Origin of the sequence: Aliiglaciecola sp., from assembly GCF_039982535.1 — a bacterium.
Classification (GTDB): Bacteria; Pseudomonadota; Gammaproteobacteria; order Enterobacterales; family Alteromonadaceae; genus Aliiglaciecola.
Map to the genome: position 1 here is coordinate 13219 of NZ_JBDWYG010000069.1, position 19050 is coordinate 32268.

The 19050-nt window shown below is 42.3% G+C and carries 17 protein-coding genes; 5 read left to right on the forward strand and 12 right to left on the reverse strand.

Annotated elements, in window-relative coordinates:
* The first annotated feature begins 1 nt into the window (after position 1).
* The 4 genes from ABJV04_RS18655 to ABJV04_RS18670 all read left to right on the forward strand — a co-directional run bounded on the left by ABJV04_RS18655 (position 2) and on the right by ABJV04_RS18670 (position 4669).
* On the forward strand, positions 2-1300 hold the full coding sequence (locus tag ABJV04_RS18655) for an efflux RND transporter periplasmic adaptor subunit (protein ID WP_348493116.1): 1299 nt from the start codon (positions 2-4) through the stop codon (positions 1298-1300).
* An 89-nt stretch (positions 1301-1389) separates the two neighbouring features.
* Entirely contained in the window at positions 1390-2106 is a 717-nt protein-coding gene (locus ABJV04_RS18660; protein WP_348493117.1) for an ABC transporter ATP-binding protein, read from the forward strand.
* Between the two features lie 9 nt (positions 2107-2115).
* Positions 2116-3429 carry an ABC transporter permease gene (locus ABJV04_RS18665; protein WP_348493118.1) on the forward strand — a complete coding sequence of 438 codons (1314 nt, stop codon included), beginning with the start codon at positions 2116-2118 and terminating at the stop codon, positions 3427-3429.
* Between the two features lie 10 nt (positions 3430-3439).
* Positions 3440-4669 (forward strand): FtsX-like permease family protein, encoded by a 1230-nt coding sequence (locus tag ABJV04_RS18670; protein ID WP_348493119.1) that lies wholly within the window; start codon positions 3440-3442, stop codon positions 4667-4669.
* Between the two features lie 99 nt (positions 4670-4768).
* Here ABJV04_RS18670 and modC read toward each other — a convergent pair whose 3' ends face one another.
* The 9 genes from modC to ABJV04_RS18715 all read right to left on the reverse strand — a co-directional run bounded on the left by modC (position 4769) and on the right by ABJV04_RS18715 (position 14171).
* Positions 4769-5851, reverse strand: a complete 1083-nt coding sequence (gene modC, locus ABJV04_RS18675) for a molybdenum ABC transporter ATP-binding protein (RefSeq protein ID WP_348493120.1) — start codon at positions 5849-5851, stop codon at positions 4769-4771.
* Positions 5848-6528 (reverse strand): molybdate ABC transporter permease subunit, encoded by a 681-nt coding sequence (modB, locus tag ABJV04_RS18680; protein ID WP_348493121.1) that lies wholly within the window; start codon positions 6526-6528, stop codon positions 5848-5850. Before modB ends, modC begins: the two co-directional genes overlap by 4 nt.
* Positions 6528-7334, reverse strand: a complete 807-nt coding sequence (gene modA / locus ABJV04_RS18685; protein ID WP_348493122.1) for a molybdate ABC transporter substrate-binding protein — start codon at positions 7332-7334, stop codon at positions 6528-6530. The genes modB and modA overlap by 1 nt, the downstream gene beginning before the upstream one ends.
* Positions 7312-7974 carry an SDR family oxidoreductase gene (locus ABJV04_RS18690; protein WP_348493123.1) on the reverse strand — a complete coding sequence of 221 codons (663 nt, stop codon included), beginning with the start codon at positions 7972-7974 and terminating at the stop codon, positions 7312-7314. Before ABJV04_RS18690 ends, modA begins: the two co-directional genes overlap by 23 nt.
* A complete protein-coding gene (kdsB, locus tag ABJV04_RS18695; RefSeq protein ID WP_348493124.1) occupies positions 7974-8741 on the reverse strand; it encodes a 3-deoxy-manno-octulosonate cytidylyltransferase in 768 nt (255 codons plus the stop codon). The genes ABJV04_RS18690 and kdsB overlap by 1 nt, the downstream gene beginning before the upstream one ends.
* A 2-nt stretch (positions 8742-8743) precedes the next feature.
* Positions 8744-8944 (reverse strand): Trm112 family protein, encoded by a 201-nt coding sequence (locus ABJV04_RS18700; protein WP_348493125.1) that lies wholly within the window; start codon positions 8942-8944, stop codon positions 8744-8746.
* 5 nt (positions 8945-8949) lie between these two features.
* Entirely contained in the window at positions 8950-9942 is a 993-nt protein-coding gene (gene lpxK / locus ABJV04_RS18705; RefSeq protein WP_348493126.1) for a tetraacyldisaccharide 4'-kinase, read from the reverse strand.
* Complete coding sequence (gene msbA, locus ABJV04_RS18710; RefSeq protein WP_348493127.1) at positions 9943-11694, reverse strand: lipid A export permease/ATP-binding protein MsbA; 1752 nt, start codon at positions 11692-11694, stop codon at positions 9943-9945.
* A 146-nt stretch (positions 11695-11840) separates the two neighbouring features.
* Positions 11841-14171: a DNA internalization-related competence protein ComEC/Rec2 gene (locus tag ABJV04_RS18715; RefSeq protein WP_348493128.1), complete on the reverse strand. Its 2331-nt coding sequence runs from the start codon at positions 14169-14171 to the stop codon at positions 11841-11843.
* A gap of 38 nt (positions 14172-14209) precedes the next feature.
* Between ABJV04_RS18715 and ABJV04_RS18720 the strand changes: the two genes are divergently transcribed.
* Positions 14210-14734: a DUF2062 domain-containing protein gene (locus ABJV04_RS18720; protein WP_348493129.1), complete on the forward strand. Its 525-nt coding sequence runs from the start codon at positions 14210-14212 to the stop codon at positions 14732-14734.
* A 71-nt stretch (positions 14735-14805) separates the two neighbouring features.
* Here the strand turns inward: ABJV04_RS18720 and ABJV04_RS18725 are convergent, their stop codons facing one another.
* The 3 genes from ABJV04_RS18725 to zipA all read right to left on the reverse strand — a co-directional run bounded on the left by ABJV04_RS18725 (position 14806) and on the right by zipA (position 19041).
* Positions 14806-15228, reverse strand: coding sequence for a DUF1801 domain-containing protein (locus ABJV04_RS18725; RefSeq protein WP_348493130.1), 423 nt, complete (start codon positions 15226-15228; stop codon positions 14806-14808).
* 245 nt (positions 15229-15473) lie between these two features.
* On the reverse strand, positions 15474-17507 hold the full coding sequence (gene ligA, locus ABJV04_RS18730; RefSeq protein WP_348493131.1) for an NAD-dependent DNA ligase LigA: 2034 nt from the start codon (positions 17505-17507) through the stop codon (positions 15474-15476).
* 97 nt (positions 17508-17604) lie between these two features.
* Complete coding sequence (gene zipA / locus ABJV04_RS18735) at positions 17605-19041, reverse strand: cell division protein ZipA (RefSeq protein ID WP_348493132.1); 1437 nt, start codon at positions 19039-19041, stop codon at positions 17605-17607.
* Between the last annotated feature and the right edge of the window lie 9 nt (positions 19042-19050).

The window sequence follows — 19050 nt, forward strand, 5'->3', positions numbered from 1 at the left end:
CATGAAAATTGAAGATACCAGTGGACAAGATGTTGTACTGGCAAATAAGAAAAATAAAAAGCCCCTCGTTATCATCATTGTTATTAGCATTGTCTTGCTTGTTAGCTATTTCACTCTAGCTCCGGCGTTAAGCAATTGGTCCAGCTCCGACTACTCCATTTCTGCTCAACGCTTACGTCTTGGCACAGTTGAAAAAGGCGACCTAGTAAGAGATTTGTCGGTGCAAGGGCGAGTTGTAGCCTCGGTTAGCCCTAGACTTTACAGCCCTGCTCAAGGAACTATTACCTTCAAAGTCGATGCTGGAGATTCCGTTGAAATTAATCAGGTATTGGCCTTAATCGACAGCCCAGCGTTGACCAATGAACTAAAACAAGAAGAATCCAGCTTGCAACGTTCGCAAATGGAGTTAGACAGGGAAAAAATACAGGCCAAAAAACAAGCCTTGGAAAATCAAAAGGCGGTGGATCTGGCACTAGTTGCACTGACTGCCGCTGATCGGGAAAAACGTCGCGCAGATAAAGCCTATGCCACCCACTCGATTAGTCAAATCGATTTCGAAAAAGCCCAAGATGACTTACAAAATGCAAAACTCGTTCACCAACATGCAGTACGAGATGCGCAACTAAATCAGGAAAGCCTAGCCTTTGAAATTCAAACTAAACAACTGCAATTGGCAAGACAGAGCCTGCTGGTAGAAGAATTAACGCGCAAGGTTGATGAATTAACCATGCGTTCCCCGGTCAATGGCATCGTTGGTAACTTGGCCGTACAACAGAAAAACCAAGTAACCCAAAATCAGCCTATTTTAAGCGTTGTGGACTTATCAGAATTCGAACTAGAGGTTGATATTCCAGAAAGCTACGCAGATGACTTAGCAATAGGAATGCCAGCACATGTCAGTTTCAATGGCGAGACGCATTTAGCCACCCTAGTCACTATCTCACCTGAAATTGAGAACAATCAAGTGAACGGGAGAGTGCGTTTCGCCGCCCATAATGCAGCCGGAGAAGCTCTAACCCAGCCCCAAGGATTGCGCCAAAATCAGCGCTTAACCACGCGTATATTAATGGAAAGCAAAGCCGATGTATTGATGGTGCAACGGGGACAATTTTTAGACAGTGGTAGTGGCCGAATTGCCTACCTTGTCAAAGATGGTATGGCAGAAAAAACCACTATTACCACGGGGATTCGCAGCTTATCTAACGTCGAAATAATGCAAGGACTCGATGCCGGAGACACCATCATAATATCAGGCACAGAACAATTTAACGGTGCCCAGCGAATACTCATCACCAATTAATTGGTTCGGTAGTGAATAGCGAGAACAAGCTCACAAACTACACACTCTAAAAATTTAAAAGAAAATTAGAACAAGAATAAGGAAAGCACATGTTAACCATGACAGATGTAAAAAAAGTATTTCGAACCGATCTAGTTGAAACTCATGCACTTCGTGATTTTAATTTACAAGTAGACGAGGGAGAATTCGTCGCCGTTACAGGCCCTTCTGGCTCAGGAAAAACCACGTTTTTAAACATCGCCGGTTTATTAGAAACCTTTGAAGGAGGTACGTATCAATTAGACGGTCAAAACGTAAGTCATCTTAATGATAAACAGCGTAGCCAACTTAGAAATGAAAAAATTGGTTTTATCTTTCAAAGTTTTAACCTGATTCCAGATTTAAATTTGTTCGACAACGTCGATGTGCCCCTACGCTATCGCGGATTTAAGAGTAACCAACGTAAAAAACGCATAGAAGAAAGTCTCGAGTTAGTGGGGTTAGCTAATCGTATGAAACACCTCCCATCTCAGCTTTCAGGGGGTCAACAACAACGTGTGGCTATTGCCCGTGCATTAGCCGGAAACCCACGGTTTTTACTTGCCGATGAACCCACAGGTAATTTAGATACCAAGATGGCACTGAGTGTTTTGGAGTTACTGAAAGAAATTAATCAGCAAGGCACCACCATCGTCATGGTGACCCATGATCAGCATTTAGCTTCCCAGGCTAAACGCAATATATATGTCCGCGATGGTCAAGTAAGTGAACTAACCGACACGCCTGACTCCAGCATTGTTGCAATCAATCAAACTGCCATTGGTTAAGGACAAATGATGTTTACTTATTATCTTCGTTTGGCGTTAAAAAGTATCAAACGTAATCCTATTTTGAGTGCCTTGATGATCACCGCTATTGGCCTTGGAATTGGTGCAAGTATGACTACGGTAACCGTCAATTACCTAATGTCAGCCAATCCTATTCCCCACAAAAGTGAACAACTTTTTTATGTGCAATTAGACAGTTGGTCTCAGTTTGAACCGGCTCGGGAACCTAATGAGCCACCAGATCAAATTACTTGGACAGAGGCCACTAACTTAATGCAAGCCAAAAAAGCTTATCGACAATCGGCGATGGCTTCCACTGGCGGTGTCATTGAGCCTAAGGGTCAAGATGAAAAACCCTTTATGGCCAGTATTCGTTTAGCTTTTGCAGATTTTTTCCCGATGTTTGATGCGCCTTTTTTGTATGGCAGTGGCTGGCCAGACAGTAGCGATGACAATAGAGATTATGTGGTTGTGATCAGCAAAGCCACCAATGAACGGGTATTTGGAGGTGAAAATTCTGTTGGCCGCACTATTCGTATTGTCGGTGAAAATTTTCGGGTTGTGGGTGTTCTCGACGATTGGCTGTTAGTGCCGCGTTTCTATGATGTCACCACTGGGGCTTTTGACGAAACGGAAGAAGTCTTTATGCCGTTTTACATGAAACAGGAATTAGAGTTAACCAACGGTGGCAATACCAATTGTTGGAAAACCCCTGAAGGCGAAGGTTTTACCGCATTTTTGCAATCCGAATGTGTTAACTATCAAATGTGGGTTGAACTGAGAAACGACAATGAAAAAGCCCAATACATGGACTTTTTAAACAACTACGTTAATGAGCAAAAAACCCTGGGGCGATTTGCTAGGCCACTAAACAACCGCCTTTCTAACGTGATGCAGTGGATGGAAAATCAACAGGTCGTTGCCGATGATGCACAGATTATGATGTGGGTGTCCTTTATGTTTTTGTTAGTTTGTTTGCTCAACACCATAGGTTTACTACTGGCTAAATTTACCGGAAAAGCCGCCGAAATAGGCTTACGCAGAGCAGTAGGCGCATCTAAAACCGATTTATTTATTCAACATTTAGTGGAAACTGCCTGTATTGGCGTCGCCGGTGGGATCTTGGGTTTAGGTTTAGCCTACCTTGGATTAGAAGGGATTAAATCCTTGTATGGCGAATTTGTACAAAACTTAGTTGGATTGGACTTAACGATGATGGTCAGCGCTATTTTACTGGCACTAATATCAAGTATTTTAGCGGGTATGTATCCCACATGGCGAGCGTGCAATATTGCTCCTGCCAGCCAGTTAAAAAGTCAATAAGGAGAAGACCATGAGCTCTAATCAATGGGAAATCGGTCCAATATTTCGTGCCTTGATGCGTAATAAAGTGGGGGCAATTTTAATTGCCATACAAATAGCCGTCACTATGACAATAGTGGTGAATTCAATTTTTATTATTCTTGAACGGGCACAGCGTATCGAACGAGATAGTGGTATCGACGAGATCAATAGTTTCTACCTAACTACCACGGGATTTGGTGATGGTTTCGATCCTAAAAGCACGGCGTTTAATGATTTAGAACTAATAAGAAATACCCCTGGGGTGTTAGATGCAATACAGATTAATGCCATTCCCGTTAGTGGCGGTGGCTGGTCGATGAGTTTTCAAACTGAACCTGGGGAAGAAAAAGAAACTCAAGGAGCGGCTATTTACATGGTGGATGAACACGCTACCGAGGCTTTAGATCTGGAAGTAATTGCCGGAGAAAACTTTCTCCCCATAGACGTTCGATGGCGTCAACCTGGACTTAGAGATTGGCCAGACAATGTGTTGATCACCAAAGTGCTGGCAGAGTCGTTGTTTCCAGATATCCCTTATCAAAATGTGGTAGGAAAAACCATTTATATTAGTCAAACAGAGCCCATGATCGTTAAAGGGATCGTAGATAAAATTCAAGCACCTTGGGTAGGTTGGGATGATTTAGAACACACAGTATTAACCCCTGAAATAACCGGATTCGAATCTAACCGCTACTATATCCGCGCCCAAGCTGGGCAGCGCGATCGAATCATGCCGATTATCGAAGAGGCCTTAGCCTCATCAAATAAACAACGGATTATTCGCGGTATGCGCACTGTACAAGAAACCCGAGAACGCAGTTATCGCGGTGACACTGCCATGATAAAAATACTATCGACGACCATGGTTATACTGACCATAGTAACCGGTTTGGGTATTGTTGGTTTAGCCAGTTTTAGCGTGAATCGTCGTAAAAAACAAATTGGTACCCGCCGCGCACTAGGAGCAAGCCAAGGTTCAATTGTTCGTTACTTTATGATTGAAAACTTTTTAATCAGCACTGTGGGTGTCATCTTAGGTGCAGTGCTAACAGTTGCGTTAAATATGCTGTTAGTGGAAATGTTTAGCTTAAATGCATTGGATTGGTATTTCGTACCCGCGGGGATGATAGTCCTGTGGATGGTAGGCCAAATTGCGGTGTTCGGTCCAGCCAAAAAAGCCGCTAAGATCCCGCCAGCACTTGCCACGAGAACCGTTTAAAAACTCAAATCATGGGGGAGCTTCGAATGGCGAAGCTCCCCGTATTAGGATTTTCCGGCCATGCTAGCAAGCACAAGAACCCGCTAACTTTTTAAGGGTTTATTTCAACACCACACCTTTAATTTGCGCGAACACGTTAAGAGCTTTAACCAACTTTAGTTGCGAAAAAGATCGTTGCGTAATTTGACTCAGTATCACCGCACTCCGGACCTGCAGCTTCAAAATTACACTGCCATTTTCGATATGTTTAAAATCCACTATTTGTGCAGGCAGAACATTGAGAATACTGGTATCTGTTGCTCGAGACAAAGACACACTCACATCTTTTGCATGTATCACCACTTTCATTGTTTGACCAATAAATTTGGCGCTGCTTCTGTCATAAGTATTCACCCAAATTTGACCTGCAGGTGTATCTAATGCACTGACATGTTGTTGTTCATCAATGGATTCAACTTTAGCCCTAAGCACACTTTGCAGGTCTGACCCTAAGGTCAAAGGTTGATGCAGATCTGTAAGTAAATCAGCACTGTCACCCTGCCCGACAATGCCGCTTTTATCAATTAACACCACATAGTTAGCAAGTCGTGCCAACTCCGATTTAGAATGGGTAACATAGATAACAGGTATGGATATTTGTTCGAGTAAAGGTGCTAAATAATCCAGAAACTGGCTCTTCAGTTCATCATCCAAAGCACTTAAGGGTTCATCCAATAATAATAGATCTGGCTGTGTCGCTAGCGCCCTTACAATTGCCACTCGTTGCTGTTCCCCACCGGATAGTGAATTTGGCAAACGCGTTAACAAAGGTGTTAACTGTAACAGCTCAATCAACTGGGCAACATTAAAGCGTTCTTCTCTATCTTTATGGGCCTTTAACCCCTGATAGAAATAAATATTTTGTTTTACTGTTAAATGCTCAAACAGGCTTGCTTGTTGAAACACCATACCAATATGACGATGTTGGGGTGGCACAAATGTGTGCTGATCTTGCCACACTTGTGATTTAAAGGTGACCTGTGCATTGTCAACGTTTTCCAAGCCTGCGATCACTCTGAGCACGGTAGTCTTTCCTGCGCCTGACGGACCAAACAATGCGGTTACGCCAGTAGATTTAAGCTTTAATTTAACCTCAACCTTTTCCCTGTGTAGCGGTTTCGAAAAACTTAACTGCAAACTCATTTGTTCACCATTTTGAAACCTTTATTGGTGCCGTAAACAATTAGCAGTAAAACAAAAGAAAACATTAATAACCCGGCAGCTAACCAATGAGCCTGTTGATACTCTAATGATTCTACATGTTCATAAATGGCGATGGAGACCACTTGAGTTTGGCCAGGAATATTGCCACCAATCATAAGCACCACGCCAAACTCACCAAGGGTGTGGGCAAAACCTAACACGGCTGCACTGATCACCCCAGGTTTCAACAGAGGAATAATAATCCGGAAAAAGCGCTCGGATTTAGAAGCACCTAAAGTGGCAGCAACCTCTAAAGGCCGTTGCTGTAAATTCGCAAATGCAGTTTGCAATGGCTGGATCACAAAAGGTAGTGAATAAATACAAGATCCGATAACTAACCCTGTAAAACTAAAGGCTAAATTACCAGCCCCTAAGGCATTTGATAGTTGCCCTAAAGTCCCATTTGGACTCATCAGAATCAACAGGTAAAAGCCAAGCACCGTAGGCGGCAGGACAAGAGGAAGAGCAACTAAAGCTTCAAATATAAATTTATATCGCCATTTCGATTTAGCTAACCAAAAGCTTAAGGGAAAACCAATGATTAATAACAGCAAAGTAGAAATTACAGCTAACTTTATGGTCAACCAGAAGGCAATTAAATCAGCTGAACCTAACATTATGGTAAGCCATATCCGTGCTGGTCAATAATAGTTTGCGCGGCTTTAGAGGATAAAAAATCCACAAATTCCGCGGCAATTGGCTTATTAGTTAGCAGAACTCCTTGCTGGCGAATAGGCTGATAATCGTTTGCGTCTAATTCAGTGAAGCCACTAACCGGCTCCTGTTGCACCATCGACAAGGCAACGATGGCAATTTGCGCATTCCCAGATTTCACATACTGCATCGCCTGATTAATATTTTCTCCCATTACGATCTTTGGGCTAATTGCAGGCCATATACCTTTATCAAACAACCAATTTTTGGCCGCTAATCCATAAGGCGCCAGTTTAGGGTTAGCAATTGCAATATGTTCAACATCTTTATTGGTTAGCTCCCTTAAGGAAAATCGGGACGATGTCATATTCGGATGAAATACCACCAACTTTCCGTAGGCGTAAGTAAAGGCTTTGTTTTGATGAGTTAAACCTAAGCTTTGTAACTGTTGTGGACGGACATCATCGGCGGAGAGAAATATATCGTAAGGCGCACCGTGGGAGATCTGCGCAAACAACTTACCGGTGGACCCAGAACTGACTAATATTTGCTGATTATAGGTCTGTTCAAACTCTGACTTTAACTGTTTTAAAGTCGATAAAAAATTGCTGGCCACAGCCACATGTACCACTTGGTTAGCCCCAGCACTGCCCAGATGAAAAAGTGCTATGAGTCCACACAGCACCCCAAACAATTTAGTAATTAACGTTTGTTTTGGTTTTTTCATCTCTTCAATATGGCGTCGTTTACCAAGGTAAAATTTCACCATTTGAATGCCAAAAGCTACCGGTATTATCTAGATTTAACTCATCAATACGAGTCAATAAGCGTGCTGCTGCATCTTGAGCTGAGATATCACCGCCATAGCTCACCATTTCAGTTTGCACATAACCTGGGTGCAGGAGTGCTACGGCAATGCCGCGCTCTTTTAAGTCATTAGCCATAGAAACACCCACAGCATTTAAAGCAGCTTTAGACATACGATATCCGTAATAGCCGCCGGAGGTGTTGTCTGTCAAAGAACCCATGCGACTTGTTATGTGTGCCACTTTGGCACCTTTTCTAAGCTGCTCGAGTAACGTTTGCGTGACGAGTAGTGGTCCTAATGCATTGACCCTAAACTGATGCTCGATAGTATGGGGGTCCCATTCTGTGATGGAATCGCGACCTAAAACACCTGCATTATTAATGAGTAAGTCTATTTTTACGTCTTTTAATTTGCTTAATGCACTGGGTAAGGAGTCTGGATTTCCCACATCTACCTTTGTCATAACCTTAGCGCCACTTTTGTCTAATTCGTCGGAGCTATTACGACATAATCCATACACGTCCCAACCTTGGGCTAAAAGCTGCTTTGTAAGTTCTAATCCAATACCGCGATTTGCACCCGTTATAACTGCATTTGGCATTATCCCTCTCCATTATTTAAGGTTTGAATGAGTTTTTCTAAGTCTTCTGGGGTATCTATGCCTGTGGGCGGCGCTTTTTGCGCGTGGTCCACATGGATCTTTTCACCATGCCACAACACCCGCAGTTGCTCTAACGATTCTATTTGCTCAAGACCAGACGGTGCCATGTTCACATACTGCTTTATAAAGCCCGCTCGGTAAGCATAAATACCAATGTGGCGTAAATAAAAGTCACCAATTTCATCAATACTGTCGGCATCCATAAAACGCGAACGGTCATAAGGTATGGCAGCGCGAGAAAAGTACAAAGCATATCCCATCTTATCAGTAACGACCTTTACAGTATTGGGATTAAATACATCTTCAACATCGGTGATTTTGACACCTAAGGTGGCCATCTCGGCATCTTTATATTGAAATAGGTTTTCTGCCACTTGGCGTATATTTGCAGCAGGAATAAAAGGCTCATCCCCTTGCACATTAACCACTATTTCATGGGCTAATAACCCTTCCACATCCACCACTTCAGCCAACCTTTCAGTACCTGACTCGTGATGGGCTGCTGTCATACAGTAATTACCACCAAAATCCGTCACAGTTTTCGCGATACGCGCATCATCAGTGGCAACAATAACTTGAGTCGCACCGGCTTCTAATGCTCTTTCATAAACATGTTGCACCATGGGTTTACCATTAATTTCCACCAACGGCTTTCCAGGAAAACGGGTCGATGCATAACGAGCGGGAATAATGACAGTGAATTTCATTGTTAACCTTTATCTAAATTTTCAATATCGGTGGATGTTAATTCCCTAGCTTCATTTTCTAACATCACCGGAATATTATCTTTAATTGGAAAAGCTAAACGGTCGAAACGACATATCAACTCAGAGTCTTTAGCCTGATATTGCAGCTTACCTTTACACACCGGACAGGCCAGTATTTCCAGAAGTTTTTTATCAAATGCCATATGTATTATGTATCCTTTTTAATGGAGTCGAGCTTACGCTTTAATTGTAAAGTAAAACTTTCCGGTAATGTTGCAAAAATCGGTAAATACCACCACTGTTCTTTTGCAATGTTGCGACATTTTACCGCATCTTTTTCGGTCATGACTATGCTTCCGTCTGGAAAGTCTAAAGGTTTAAATTGGTAATGATCGATAAAAGAAAGATGTTGTTTAACCGGCACCTGTAAATCATCTAATAAATGATAAAACCGCTGAGGATTACCAATTGCCGCTACGGCTGTAACCGGCTCGTCAAAATCACTTACGGTTTTTGTTAGATTATCATCTTTTAGGTTAATAAAGTCCCCTGATTTTATGCCCATTGGTATTTCAGGAGGTGAAGGCGTACCACTGTTATTAATTACGAAGTCGACAGTTTGTAACCGTTTTTGTTTTTCCCTTAGTGGTCCCATGGGGAGCAACCAACCGTTACCGTGTTTTCTAGCTCCATCAATCACCACAATCTCAATATCACGATGCAAGGCATAGTGTTGCAGACCATCGTCACAAATCACCACATCACATTGATGTTTATCCACTAAATACTTAGCCCCTCTTGGGCGTTTAGGGTCAATAACCACCGGACACTTGGCCCGTTGTTTTATTAATAAGGGCTCATCACCAACAAGGTTTACATCACTATTTAAATCCACACTAGTGGGGTAGAACGAGGTTTTACCACCATAGCCACGGCTCAATATGCCAGGTTTGTATCCTTGTTGGGTTAGCCATTCTGCTAGAAAAACGACGACAGGCGTTTTACCATTTCCGCCCACTGAAATATTCCCCACCACAATCACAGGCACAGAAATTTTATGGGATTTGAGCCATCCAATCTTGTAGCCTAGTCGCCGCAACCCTGACAACAACCAAAACAAGCAAGTAACAGGAAAAAGTAGCCACTTAACTAACTGATGCTGGGGTGCAGGGTTAAACCAAACTTTTTCAATAAAGGTCACTTAGTGTTTATTCCCATCACTAAATTGCAACTTGTGAAGTTGCGAATACGCCCCTTGTTGCTGTAACAAAGTATTGTGGTCGCCTTGCTCAATAATTTTGCCTTGTTCTATGACCATAATTTGGTCTGCATTTTCAATGGTAGATAAACGGTGAGCTACCACTATGCTAGTTCTATCCTGTTGTAATTTGTCTAAGGCATCTTGAATTAAGCGTTCTGATTCCGTATCCAAAGCTGAGGTCGCTTCATCTAAAATTAAAATAGGTGCATCTAGCAAAATTGCCCGAGCAATGGCAATACGTTGACGTTGCCCACCCGATAACTTCAAGCCGTTTTCACCCACCATAGTGTCGTAACCTTCTGGTAATTGATCGACAAATTCCTGAACATGAGCAATTTTAGCCGCTTCTAGAACTCTTGAGCTATCGACGTTCTCAGTGGCGTAGGCAATATTATTAAAAATAGTGTCATTAAAAAGGGTGACATGTTGAGAAACTAACGCAAATTGTTTACGCAGATCCGTTAATTTTATCTCTTCAATGGGAATATCATCTAAACGGATTTGGCCTTTCTGAATATTATAAAATCGAGTTAATAAACTTGAAATAGTCGACTTACCGCTACCCGAACGTCCCACTAACGCAAAGGTTTGCCCGACTTCAACCTTAAATGAAATATTACTCAAAGCCGCCGTGGGCGTCCCTGGATAACTGAACGTGACGTTATCAAACTCGATTTTACCTTTAAGTCGACTTACGTGCTTTTTCCCAGAGTCAATTTCAATCTCCTGATCAAGCACATCAAAGATACTGGCGCAAGCCGCCATTCCCTTTTGGAACTCACTGTTCACCGTAGTTAATTGCTTTAAGGGTTTTAGCAACATGGTCATACAAACCACAACTGTTGTAAAAATACCGGGCGTTAAACCTTCCACCATACTCGGCAAACTAGAAATATATAACACCACAGCTAAAGCAATGGATGCCAGAATCTGAATCGATGAAACACTCAACACGCGGGCAACCACTAATTTCATATTTTGCTGGCGATTGTGGTTATTACGTTCATTGAAGTTTTGTTTTTCTTGTTTTTGACCACCAAACATCAATACCACTTTATGGCCTTTAATAACTTGCTCTACAGACGAAGTTAAATTACCCATGGTTTGTTGAATGGTTTTACTGACCTGGCGAAAGCGCTTGCTGACCACAGAGACTATTACCGCTACCACAGGTCCTATCAGAATAAAAACTAACGATAATTGCCATGAATAATAAAACATTACCGCTAACAACCCGATGACAAAAGCACCTTCGCGAATTAAGGTTAATAAGGCTTTACTGCCGGCCCCTGAAACTTGTTCAGTATCATAAATAACTTTTGATATAAGGCCACCAGAGGCATTGTCGTCATGGAAAGACACCGGCAAGTACATATACTTTTCGAACAATTGTTGGCGCATTTTCATGACGATTTTGCTACCTATCCATGCCAGTGTATAAGTCCCCATAAAATTAAATAAACCACGGGCGATAAAAATAGGTACGACGAAATAAGCGGCAATACGCAATGTTTCAAAGTTCTGATTCCCCAAACTATTATCAATAATGGGTTGTAACTGAGAGAATATCCAAGAGTCGATAGCGGCATATCCGATCATGCCAATAATCGCCATCAAAAATGCCAATTTGAATTCCTTCAAATAGACTAGAAAACGTTTGAACAGAGATTGTGTAGGAAGCGTTGAATTCATTTATGGGCTACTTTTACGTTAGATAACTTGTTGATTATAGCTGTAATTCCAAGCTATTAAAAATTGATATTAGGTTTAATCTATTGTTTATTTAAAATCGAGTTATGCCTAGCCAAATTGACTACTTTTAGAACAAAAAACAGTCTTTAATGCCATAAATAGCGATTAAACCAGCTTTGCAGTGGATCGTCTCGAAAACCAGTGACCTCAATGGGTTTACCACTTAAAGATAACTCAAAGCTAATTTGCCCTGACTGTGCGGTAGATAACAAATCTATGTTTTGTGTTACATAACGATTTACCACCTGCTGCTTAGGAAATCCCCAACGATTTAAATAACCTTGGCTGAAAATAACATATTGGGGCGAGGTTGCTCGAATAAAAGACATGGCTGAGGAAGTATCGCTGCCATGATGAGCGGCAACAAGAATGTCCACGTTTAACAGATTTTGATATTTTTCTATGAGTTTGTACTCAACATGTTTACTTATGTCACCCGGTAGCAAAACGGCCTGACGACCATCGGATATTAGTAAAACACAGGAATGGTCATTCCCTTCCCCACTGGTTTCGGCCTCTGGCCAAAGCCCTGTAACCGTCAAATTCAGCCATTGGAACGATAAGCTGCTGTCACACCTATCTTGATTCGACATAAAGCCGTTAACTTCTACGCCTGCAAACAACTGTTTTAGACTGCCCCCGTGATCATTATCAAAGTGGCTTACAATAACCCAGTCAAGTTGATTAATATTGTGACTTTTTAACACAGGTAACACCGCAGCATCCGCCATATTAAATCCACTGGGATATGCGGCTCCAGTATCATATAAAAGCCCATGCTCATCTTGTTCAATCAAGACTGAGAGTCCCTGCCCCACATCCAATATATGTATCTTCCAAGTTTGTGTATTAGCGGCAAAGAAGTAACTCAACAAAGGAAAAACAGCAATAAGACTAAGCAATTTGAAGCTGCGTCTAATTGGCATGCATAACAAAATTAACATCAAGAATACCAACGCCCATACGCTAATTGGAATACCGGGAAGCTCAAAGCGTGACCAACTTAGCTGTGCAAACCTCTCCAACCCCGCAAGGCTAAAGTCTAAAATCCAGTCGACCCAGGAAAATACCCATGCAGCCAAATATACATTACATATCAGCAACAAGCAGCCGATTAAACACAATGGCACGATAATAAGAGTCACCAAGGGTACCGCAATTAAATTAACTAACGGCGAGATAACCGACACCATGGAAAAATAAACCGCCACAATGGGCATCATTAAGCAGCAAAGTAAAAGTTGTAGTCGCAGAACTACGATGCAAGTGTGTTTAATACGAGAAAGCAGACTTAAGGATTTATGATCCTGCGGGGAAGCTGGCCATAGCCAAGTGACGATACCGATAAATAGGATTGCCCCAAAACTTAACCAAAAGCTTGCACTCAACAAACTCATGGGAGAAATCAGTATAAAAATAAAAATATTGCTTAACAGAAACCAACCAAAAGTAATAAAACGGGCAGACATAAGCAGTATTACCCAAGCGCATAACATTATCCAAGCACGCAAAGTGGGTAACGAAAATCCAGCTAAATACCCATAACCGAATGTCAAAATTAATGTCGCTAACATGATTAAGTGTTGGTAATTACGGCCTTGGGGTAAATCCATGTAATAACTTATTGGACGTATGAGCAAATTGAATAACAGATAACATAGGGAAGCCACAACACCTAAATGCAAACCAGAAATGGCCACTAAATGAGCCACGCCGGTTGCCTGAATTATTTGCCAATCATTGACATCCAGCCCGGAGCGGTCACCAAATGTAATGGCTGCTATCCATCCACTGTGTTGCAAATCAAGGCTGTGAAATTTATCAATTAACTGCTGTCGAAAACTTACCCTATCATTAATTAATAATGCGCCTTGGTTAAGAACATAACCTGTGGCAACTATGTTTTGTGAGAGCAACCATTTTTGATAGGAGAACCCGCCTTCATTGGCTAGACCATGAATAGGCTTGACTTTTATGGGCAGTACCACGATTTGTCCCTGCTTAAGAGACCAGGTCGGAGATTTCCAATTAAGCCGTATACGAGACTTACCATAATGAGCTTGCCCATTAATGCTAGTGACGATCAAATTGAATCTTGTAGGAGTTTTTGCACTGATGATAGTTTCGATTGAACCTGTTACTTGCCTAATTTGTCGAATATCTTGCTCTGGGAGTTGCCAATTAACCCGCCAATGGCCTACACTCGCCATCCACACAATTGCAATTAGCGCCCCTGAAACAAATATTGCGCTCGAAAAATAGTTACCTAGGGGATTTCGTGTGAATAGCCAGGCAATGAGAAGTAACACTGGCAACCAGTAAGCATTTGGTAAATGGGTCCATAAGATACTGGACACTGAGATTGTCACAAAACTGACAAGCCAAAGTTGTTTATGACGTTGTATAGTAGTTAGCAAATCCTTTGCCTCAACAGTGGTATGAAATTCGGTTAACTATGCCTAAAAAGATTATTAAACGCTTTTTACCAGATCATCAGACAATCAAGAACCAAAAAGCGTTAAAAATGTTCGGAACTGTACTTCATGACCCCAATTTGTGGCATTTGAACAGAAAATCCGCTTCAGGAGCTTTCGGTATTGGGTTATTTTTCGCATGGTGGCCGGTGCCGTTTCAAATGTGGTTAGCAGCAGCGTCAGCTATTCCCTTGCGAGTAAATCTCCCCCTTTCAATGGCAACAGTTTGGGTTACCAATCCATTCACTATGCCGCCCATGTTTTACCTTGCCTACCTATTGGGTACGAAAGTACTGGGCACACCAGAACGGCATTTTAAATTTCAATTGAGTTGGGATTGGGTGGTACAAAGCATGGAAACCATAGGTCCAGCATTTTTGGTCGGCTGTGGTATCTGCTCAATTGTATGCGGCATTGTTGGATATTTTGGTCTTGATGCCATTTGGCGTTATTCGGTGAATAAAGCATGGAATAAACGCAAGTTACGAAAGCATAATAAGCAGTAAAATATCACTTTATTTTATTAGTTTGGAATGGGCTTCTAGCTGCGTATTTATCTGCGTAACTATTTGCGTATTTATGCGGGATAGCGCGTATCCATAATGGTCAAGTCTTGGTCAATAATCTGTTTCAATATATCCAAATCTACGTCAGCTAACCTATTGATATACAAACAGGCTTTACTCGTTTTATGTTTGCCAAGGGAGTCTAATAAGGTGCTGTTTTCTGACAGGAATGCTGCGACATAAATGGATAGGTTTTGTTTGCGAGGCGAAAACCCGCTACGTAAAAACTGTTCTTGTTTACCACTTGCCAAGGTGTACGTATAGCGACCAAAACCAATAATACTACTACCCCACATTTTGGGCTGCTGGCCGGTCACTTGTTTATAAATCTCTAATAATGCTAAACCATCCTCTCGACGCCGTGTATTCTCAATACTATTAATAAATGAGATCACGTCAGCATCATTTGCTTGGGTTTTATTTTTACTGGCCATAATATCAATGCCTGATTGTTTTATTTTTAGGTTAATGGTTCTCCACTATACTAGCCTATATTTAATAAACGACCAGCGTTCAAACTTTGCACTTTCGGTCCAACGGTGTAGGGATTGAATATAGTCGCAGATGGCAGTCTCAATTAGCACTGCCTCCCCTTACCTAGCATGGGCGTAAACTCATTTCTAACAGTAATTCAAAGACTCAGGGCTGTTAGAACCGTTTGATTGACAAACACTCAGGACTATCCTGAATGTTTGTCAAACAAATCAATCAAGCCTTGTTCCGTCAACACCTCTATTCCTAAGTCTTGTGCTTTAGTGAGTTTAGAGCCCGCTTTTTCACCGGCAACAAGGTAATCGGTTTTAGCCGAAACACTACCTGACACTTTCGCTCCCAAAGCTTGCAGTCTAGCCTTAGCATCACTTCGTCCCATGCTCTCCATGGTGCCAGTCAAAACGAAGGTTTTATCCTTTAAAGGCATTTCGTCTTCAGATTTAGGGATAATCTCTGGCCAAGTGATCCCCACTTCCAATAAATCATCGATAACTTGAATGTTGTGAGGTTCACGCAAAAAGTGATACACATGAGCGGCAACAATGACACCCACATCACTGACTTCTTGCAGAGATTCTTGATCCGCTGCTTTTAATGCGTCTAAATTGCAATAGTGATTAGCCAGATTAGCGGCAGTGGCTTCACCCACTTCTCGAATACCCAAGGAGTACAAAAATTTCGGAAACGTTGTGTGTTTAGCATCTAATAATGCATTCACCAGATTTGCTGCCGACTTGTCTCCCATACGCTCCATATTGGATAGTTGCGCCAGGTCTAATTTAAAAAAGTCTGCGGGGCTTTTTACTAACTCTTGCTCGACCAATTGTTCAATTAGTTTATCACCTAAGCCATCTACATCTAGCGCTTTACGCGATGCAAAGTGTTTCATGGCTTCTTTGCGCTGAGCAGGACAAAACAAACCACCACTACATCTGGCAACAGCTTCGCCTTCTATTTTTTCAACTGCTGATGAACATATTGGACACTGGGTTGGAAACACGATTTCTGAGGCATCTTCTGGACGCATTTTGCTGACAACAGACACCACTTGCGGGATCACATCACCAGCTCGGCGAATAATCACCATATCGCCTTTTTTAACCCCTAAGCGCTGAATTTCATCCTGGTTGTGTAAGGTGGCATTGGATACCGTTACCCCACCGACAAAAACCGGCTCTAAGCGAGCAACAGGGGTTATGGCCCCGGTACGACCGACCTGAAATTCAACATCAAGGAGTTTTGTCATTTGCTCTTGGGCTGGAAACTTTTGGGCAATGGCCCAGCGCGGCGCTCGTGACACAAAACCTAACTGCTGTTGCTGGTCAATGTCATTTACCTTGAAGACTACACCGTCAATTTCATAACTTAAGCCTTCACGCATTTCCCCAATTTTTGCAAAATAAGCGTGACATTCTGCTGCGCCTTTGGCCACACTAATTTCATTACATACCGGTAATCCCCAGGTCACTAATTGACTCAAGCGTTCACTATGTTTATTCGCCATTGCTTCCACTTCGCCCTCTACCAACCCCATTGAATAGGCATAGAACAATAACGGACGACTGGCTGTAATTTTAGGATCGAGTTGTCGCAGACTTCCTGCTGCGGCATTGCGGGGATTGGCAAATACTTTTTTATCGGCGCTGCGCTGCCTGTCATTTAGTTGCTCAAAGCCCTTTTTAGGCATGAACACCTCACCGCGTACTTCTAATCGCGCAGGGAAATCTTCGCCACGTAACATTAGCGGAACATTTTTAATGGTTTTGACGTTGCTGGTTATGTTTTCCCCAACACGCCCATCACCTCGGGTGGCTGCTCTAACTAGGATGCCATTTTCATACAAAATACTCACTGCCAGACCATCTAATTTGGGCTCACAACTGTACTCTAAGGTAACCTCTGTTTTAAGCCTATCGACGATACGTTTATCAAATGCACTCAACTCCTCGTCATTAAATGCATTGTCCAAAGACAGCATAGGCACTTCATGTTCAACTTGAGTAAAAGCAGATAGAGCCTCTCCCCCAACCTTTTGACTAGGCGAATCGGCTCTAATTAATTCAGGGTGCTGTTTTTCGATAGCGTTGAGCTCTCGCATCAAACGATCGTATTCGGCGTCGGGAACTGACGGGTCATCGAGTACATAATATTGATAGTTATATTCGTTAATTTGTGTACGAATATCGTTTAACTGCTGCAATAAATCGGCAGATGAGCTCATGTATTTACCTACTAAACGGAATAGATGGGAGGCGAAAAATTTAGGGACAGTTTAATCACTGTCCCATTAATTATTTAATTTTGTTTAGAATTTAAGTTTAGCGCGCGATCATGCGTTTTCTTTCAAATTCTCTGATTTTTTCAACGTATTGTTGCAAGCTTTGTTTGGTCAAAGCGCTGCGTCTACCGTCGAGTACTTGGGCGGAAAATTCATCCGCTATTTTGCGCGCGGCATTGTGCATCATATTGAATACTTGATGAGGGTCCCCTTCAATCGGCAACATCATAAATAATGACACACCTAAAGTGGTAAAGTTTTCTAAGTTATCAATATCAAACACGCCAGGTTTGAACATATTCGCCAAACTAAATAACACTGGACCTTTGCCGTTGCTATTCACATGACGATGGAAAATATCTTGGTCACCAAACTTAAACCCTAGGGTTAACAGCATCGGCAACAACGCAGCTCCCTGGATAGGGTTATCGTCATTCGCTCGTACATTCAACACTAAAACTTGCTGTTCTGGTGGTTGGCTGTCACTTTCTGTATTGGTTGGCGCTTTTTCTTGCGTACCTTGAGTCTCTTGGGCATCAAGTTTTGATTCAGGTTCATCAAAATCTATCTTCATCTGATCTTCACGGATTTTTGGCTCTTTACGTTTTCGTGATTTTGGTTCAGCTTTACTGCGCTTCACAAAATTTCGAGCCTGGTCCGCGAGGCTAACCTTATTATCAGCGCTTGATTGACCATTGCTTTCTGCTTCCACTTTAGGCTCTGGAGCTGTCTCTACATCAGCTTTTTCCGTTAGCGGAGTCTGTGCTTTTGGCTTTTCTGTTACCTCGGCTGTCGCAGTTACTTCATCGACGGCAGAAAAATCCATTGTTGAGCTGGTCGTAGTTTCAGGTTCATTCGGCTGCTCACCAGACTCAAGTTCGTTAGTTCTTAACAAAAATGGCGGAGGCTCCGGAATATCACCAGTTTCAGCATTATCGATTGCACTCATTCGAGAACGCATAGCATGGACTTGCTGAGCCGCATATTCAGGCTTTGGCTGGGTCACTACAGAAGAATAAATTTTGGGTTTAGCCTGCTCTGAATCATTTGCCTGTGCACCGGCGTCTTCTTTGATGACATCACTGGCATCTTCAGACAAGTCAGTTTCAGAAACGTCTTTTGCTCCGGTTTTACCGTCTGCACCATCTTCTGTACTTTGCGAATCATCTGCAGTTTGTTTTTTAGGCGCTTGGCTGACCACGCGAACGGCGCCAATCCCGAGTTCATCGAAATTATCGCCACCTAAACTCGGCTCAACTTTATTGTTGGATTTTTCAGCAGAGTCCATAACAATAACATCGGAATCTACATCGATGTCTTCTATATCATCGTCGTATTCGTCATCCCAATCTTGAGTTTCAAGGTTAGCATGCCCTTTTTCTTGTGAGTTTTTACGCACACTCCACATGCCATGCGCCAAAATGCCTATGATGGCTACCCCACCAATGACTAAAAATGCTAGTCGTAATTCTTCCATATGAGCTTA

Coding starts and splice junctions, on each gene's coding strand:
- ABJV04_RS18700 (WP_348493125.1), bottom strand. CDS start 8,944: ATGGCATTTGATAAAAAACTTCTGGAAATACTGGCCTGTCCGGTGTGT.
- modC (WP_348493120.1), bottom strand. CDS start 5,851: ATGAGTTTGCAGTTAAGTTTTTCGAAACCGCTACACAGGGAAAAGGTT.
- modA (WP_348493122.1), bottom strand. CDS start 7,334: ATGGTGAAATTTTACCTTGGTAAACGACGCCATATTGAAGAGATGAAA.
- ABJV04_RS18655 (WP_348493116.1), top strand. CDS start 2: ATGAAAATTGAAGATACCAGTGGACAAGATGTTGTACTGGCAAATAAG.
- msbA (WP_348493127.1), bottom strand. CDS start 11,694: ATGAATTCAACGCTTCCTACACAATCTCTGTTCAAACGTTTTCTAGTC.
- kdsB (WP_348493124.1), bottom strand. CDS start 8,741: ATGAAATTCACTGTCATTATTCCCGCTCGTTATGCATCGACCCGTTTT.
- ABJV04_RS18665 (WP_348493118.1), top strand. CDS start 2,116: ATGTTTACTTATTATCTTCGTTTGGCGTTAAAAAGTATCAAACGTAAT.
- ABJV04_RS18720 (WP_348493129.1), top strand. CDS start 14,210: ATGCCTAAAAAGATTATTAAACGCTTTTTACCAGATCATCAGACAATC.
- zipA (WP_348493132.1), bottom strand. CDS start 19,041: ATGGAAGAATTACGACTAGCATTTTTAGTCATTGGTGGGGTAGCCATC.
- ABJV04_RS18660 (WP_348493117.1), top strand. CDS start 1,390: ATGTTAACCATGACAGATGTAAAAAAAGTATTTCGAACCGATCTAGTT.
- ligA (WP_348493131.1), bottom strand. CDS start 17,507: ATGAGCTCATCTGCCGATTTATTGCAGCAGTTAAACGATATTCGTACA.
- ABJV04_RS18690 (WP_348493123.1), bottom strand. CDS start 7,974: ATGCCAAATGCAGTTATAACGGGTGCAAATCGCGGTATTGGATTAGAA.
- modB (WP_348493121.1), bottom strand. CDS start 6,528: ATGTTAGGTTCAGCTGATTTAATTGCCTTCTGGTTGACCATAAAGTTA.
- ABJV04_RS18725 (WP_348493130.1), bottom strand. CDS start 15,228: ATGGCCAGTAAAAATAAAACCCAAGCAAATGATGCTGACGTGATCTCA.
- ABJV04_RS18670 (WP_348493119.1), top strand. CDS start 3,440: ATGAGCTCTAATCAATGGGAAATCGGTCCAATATTTCGTGCCTTGATG.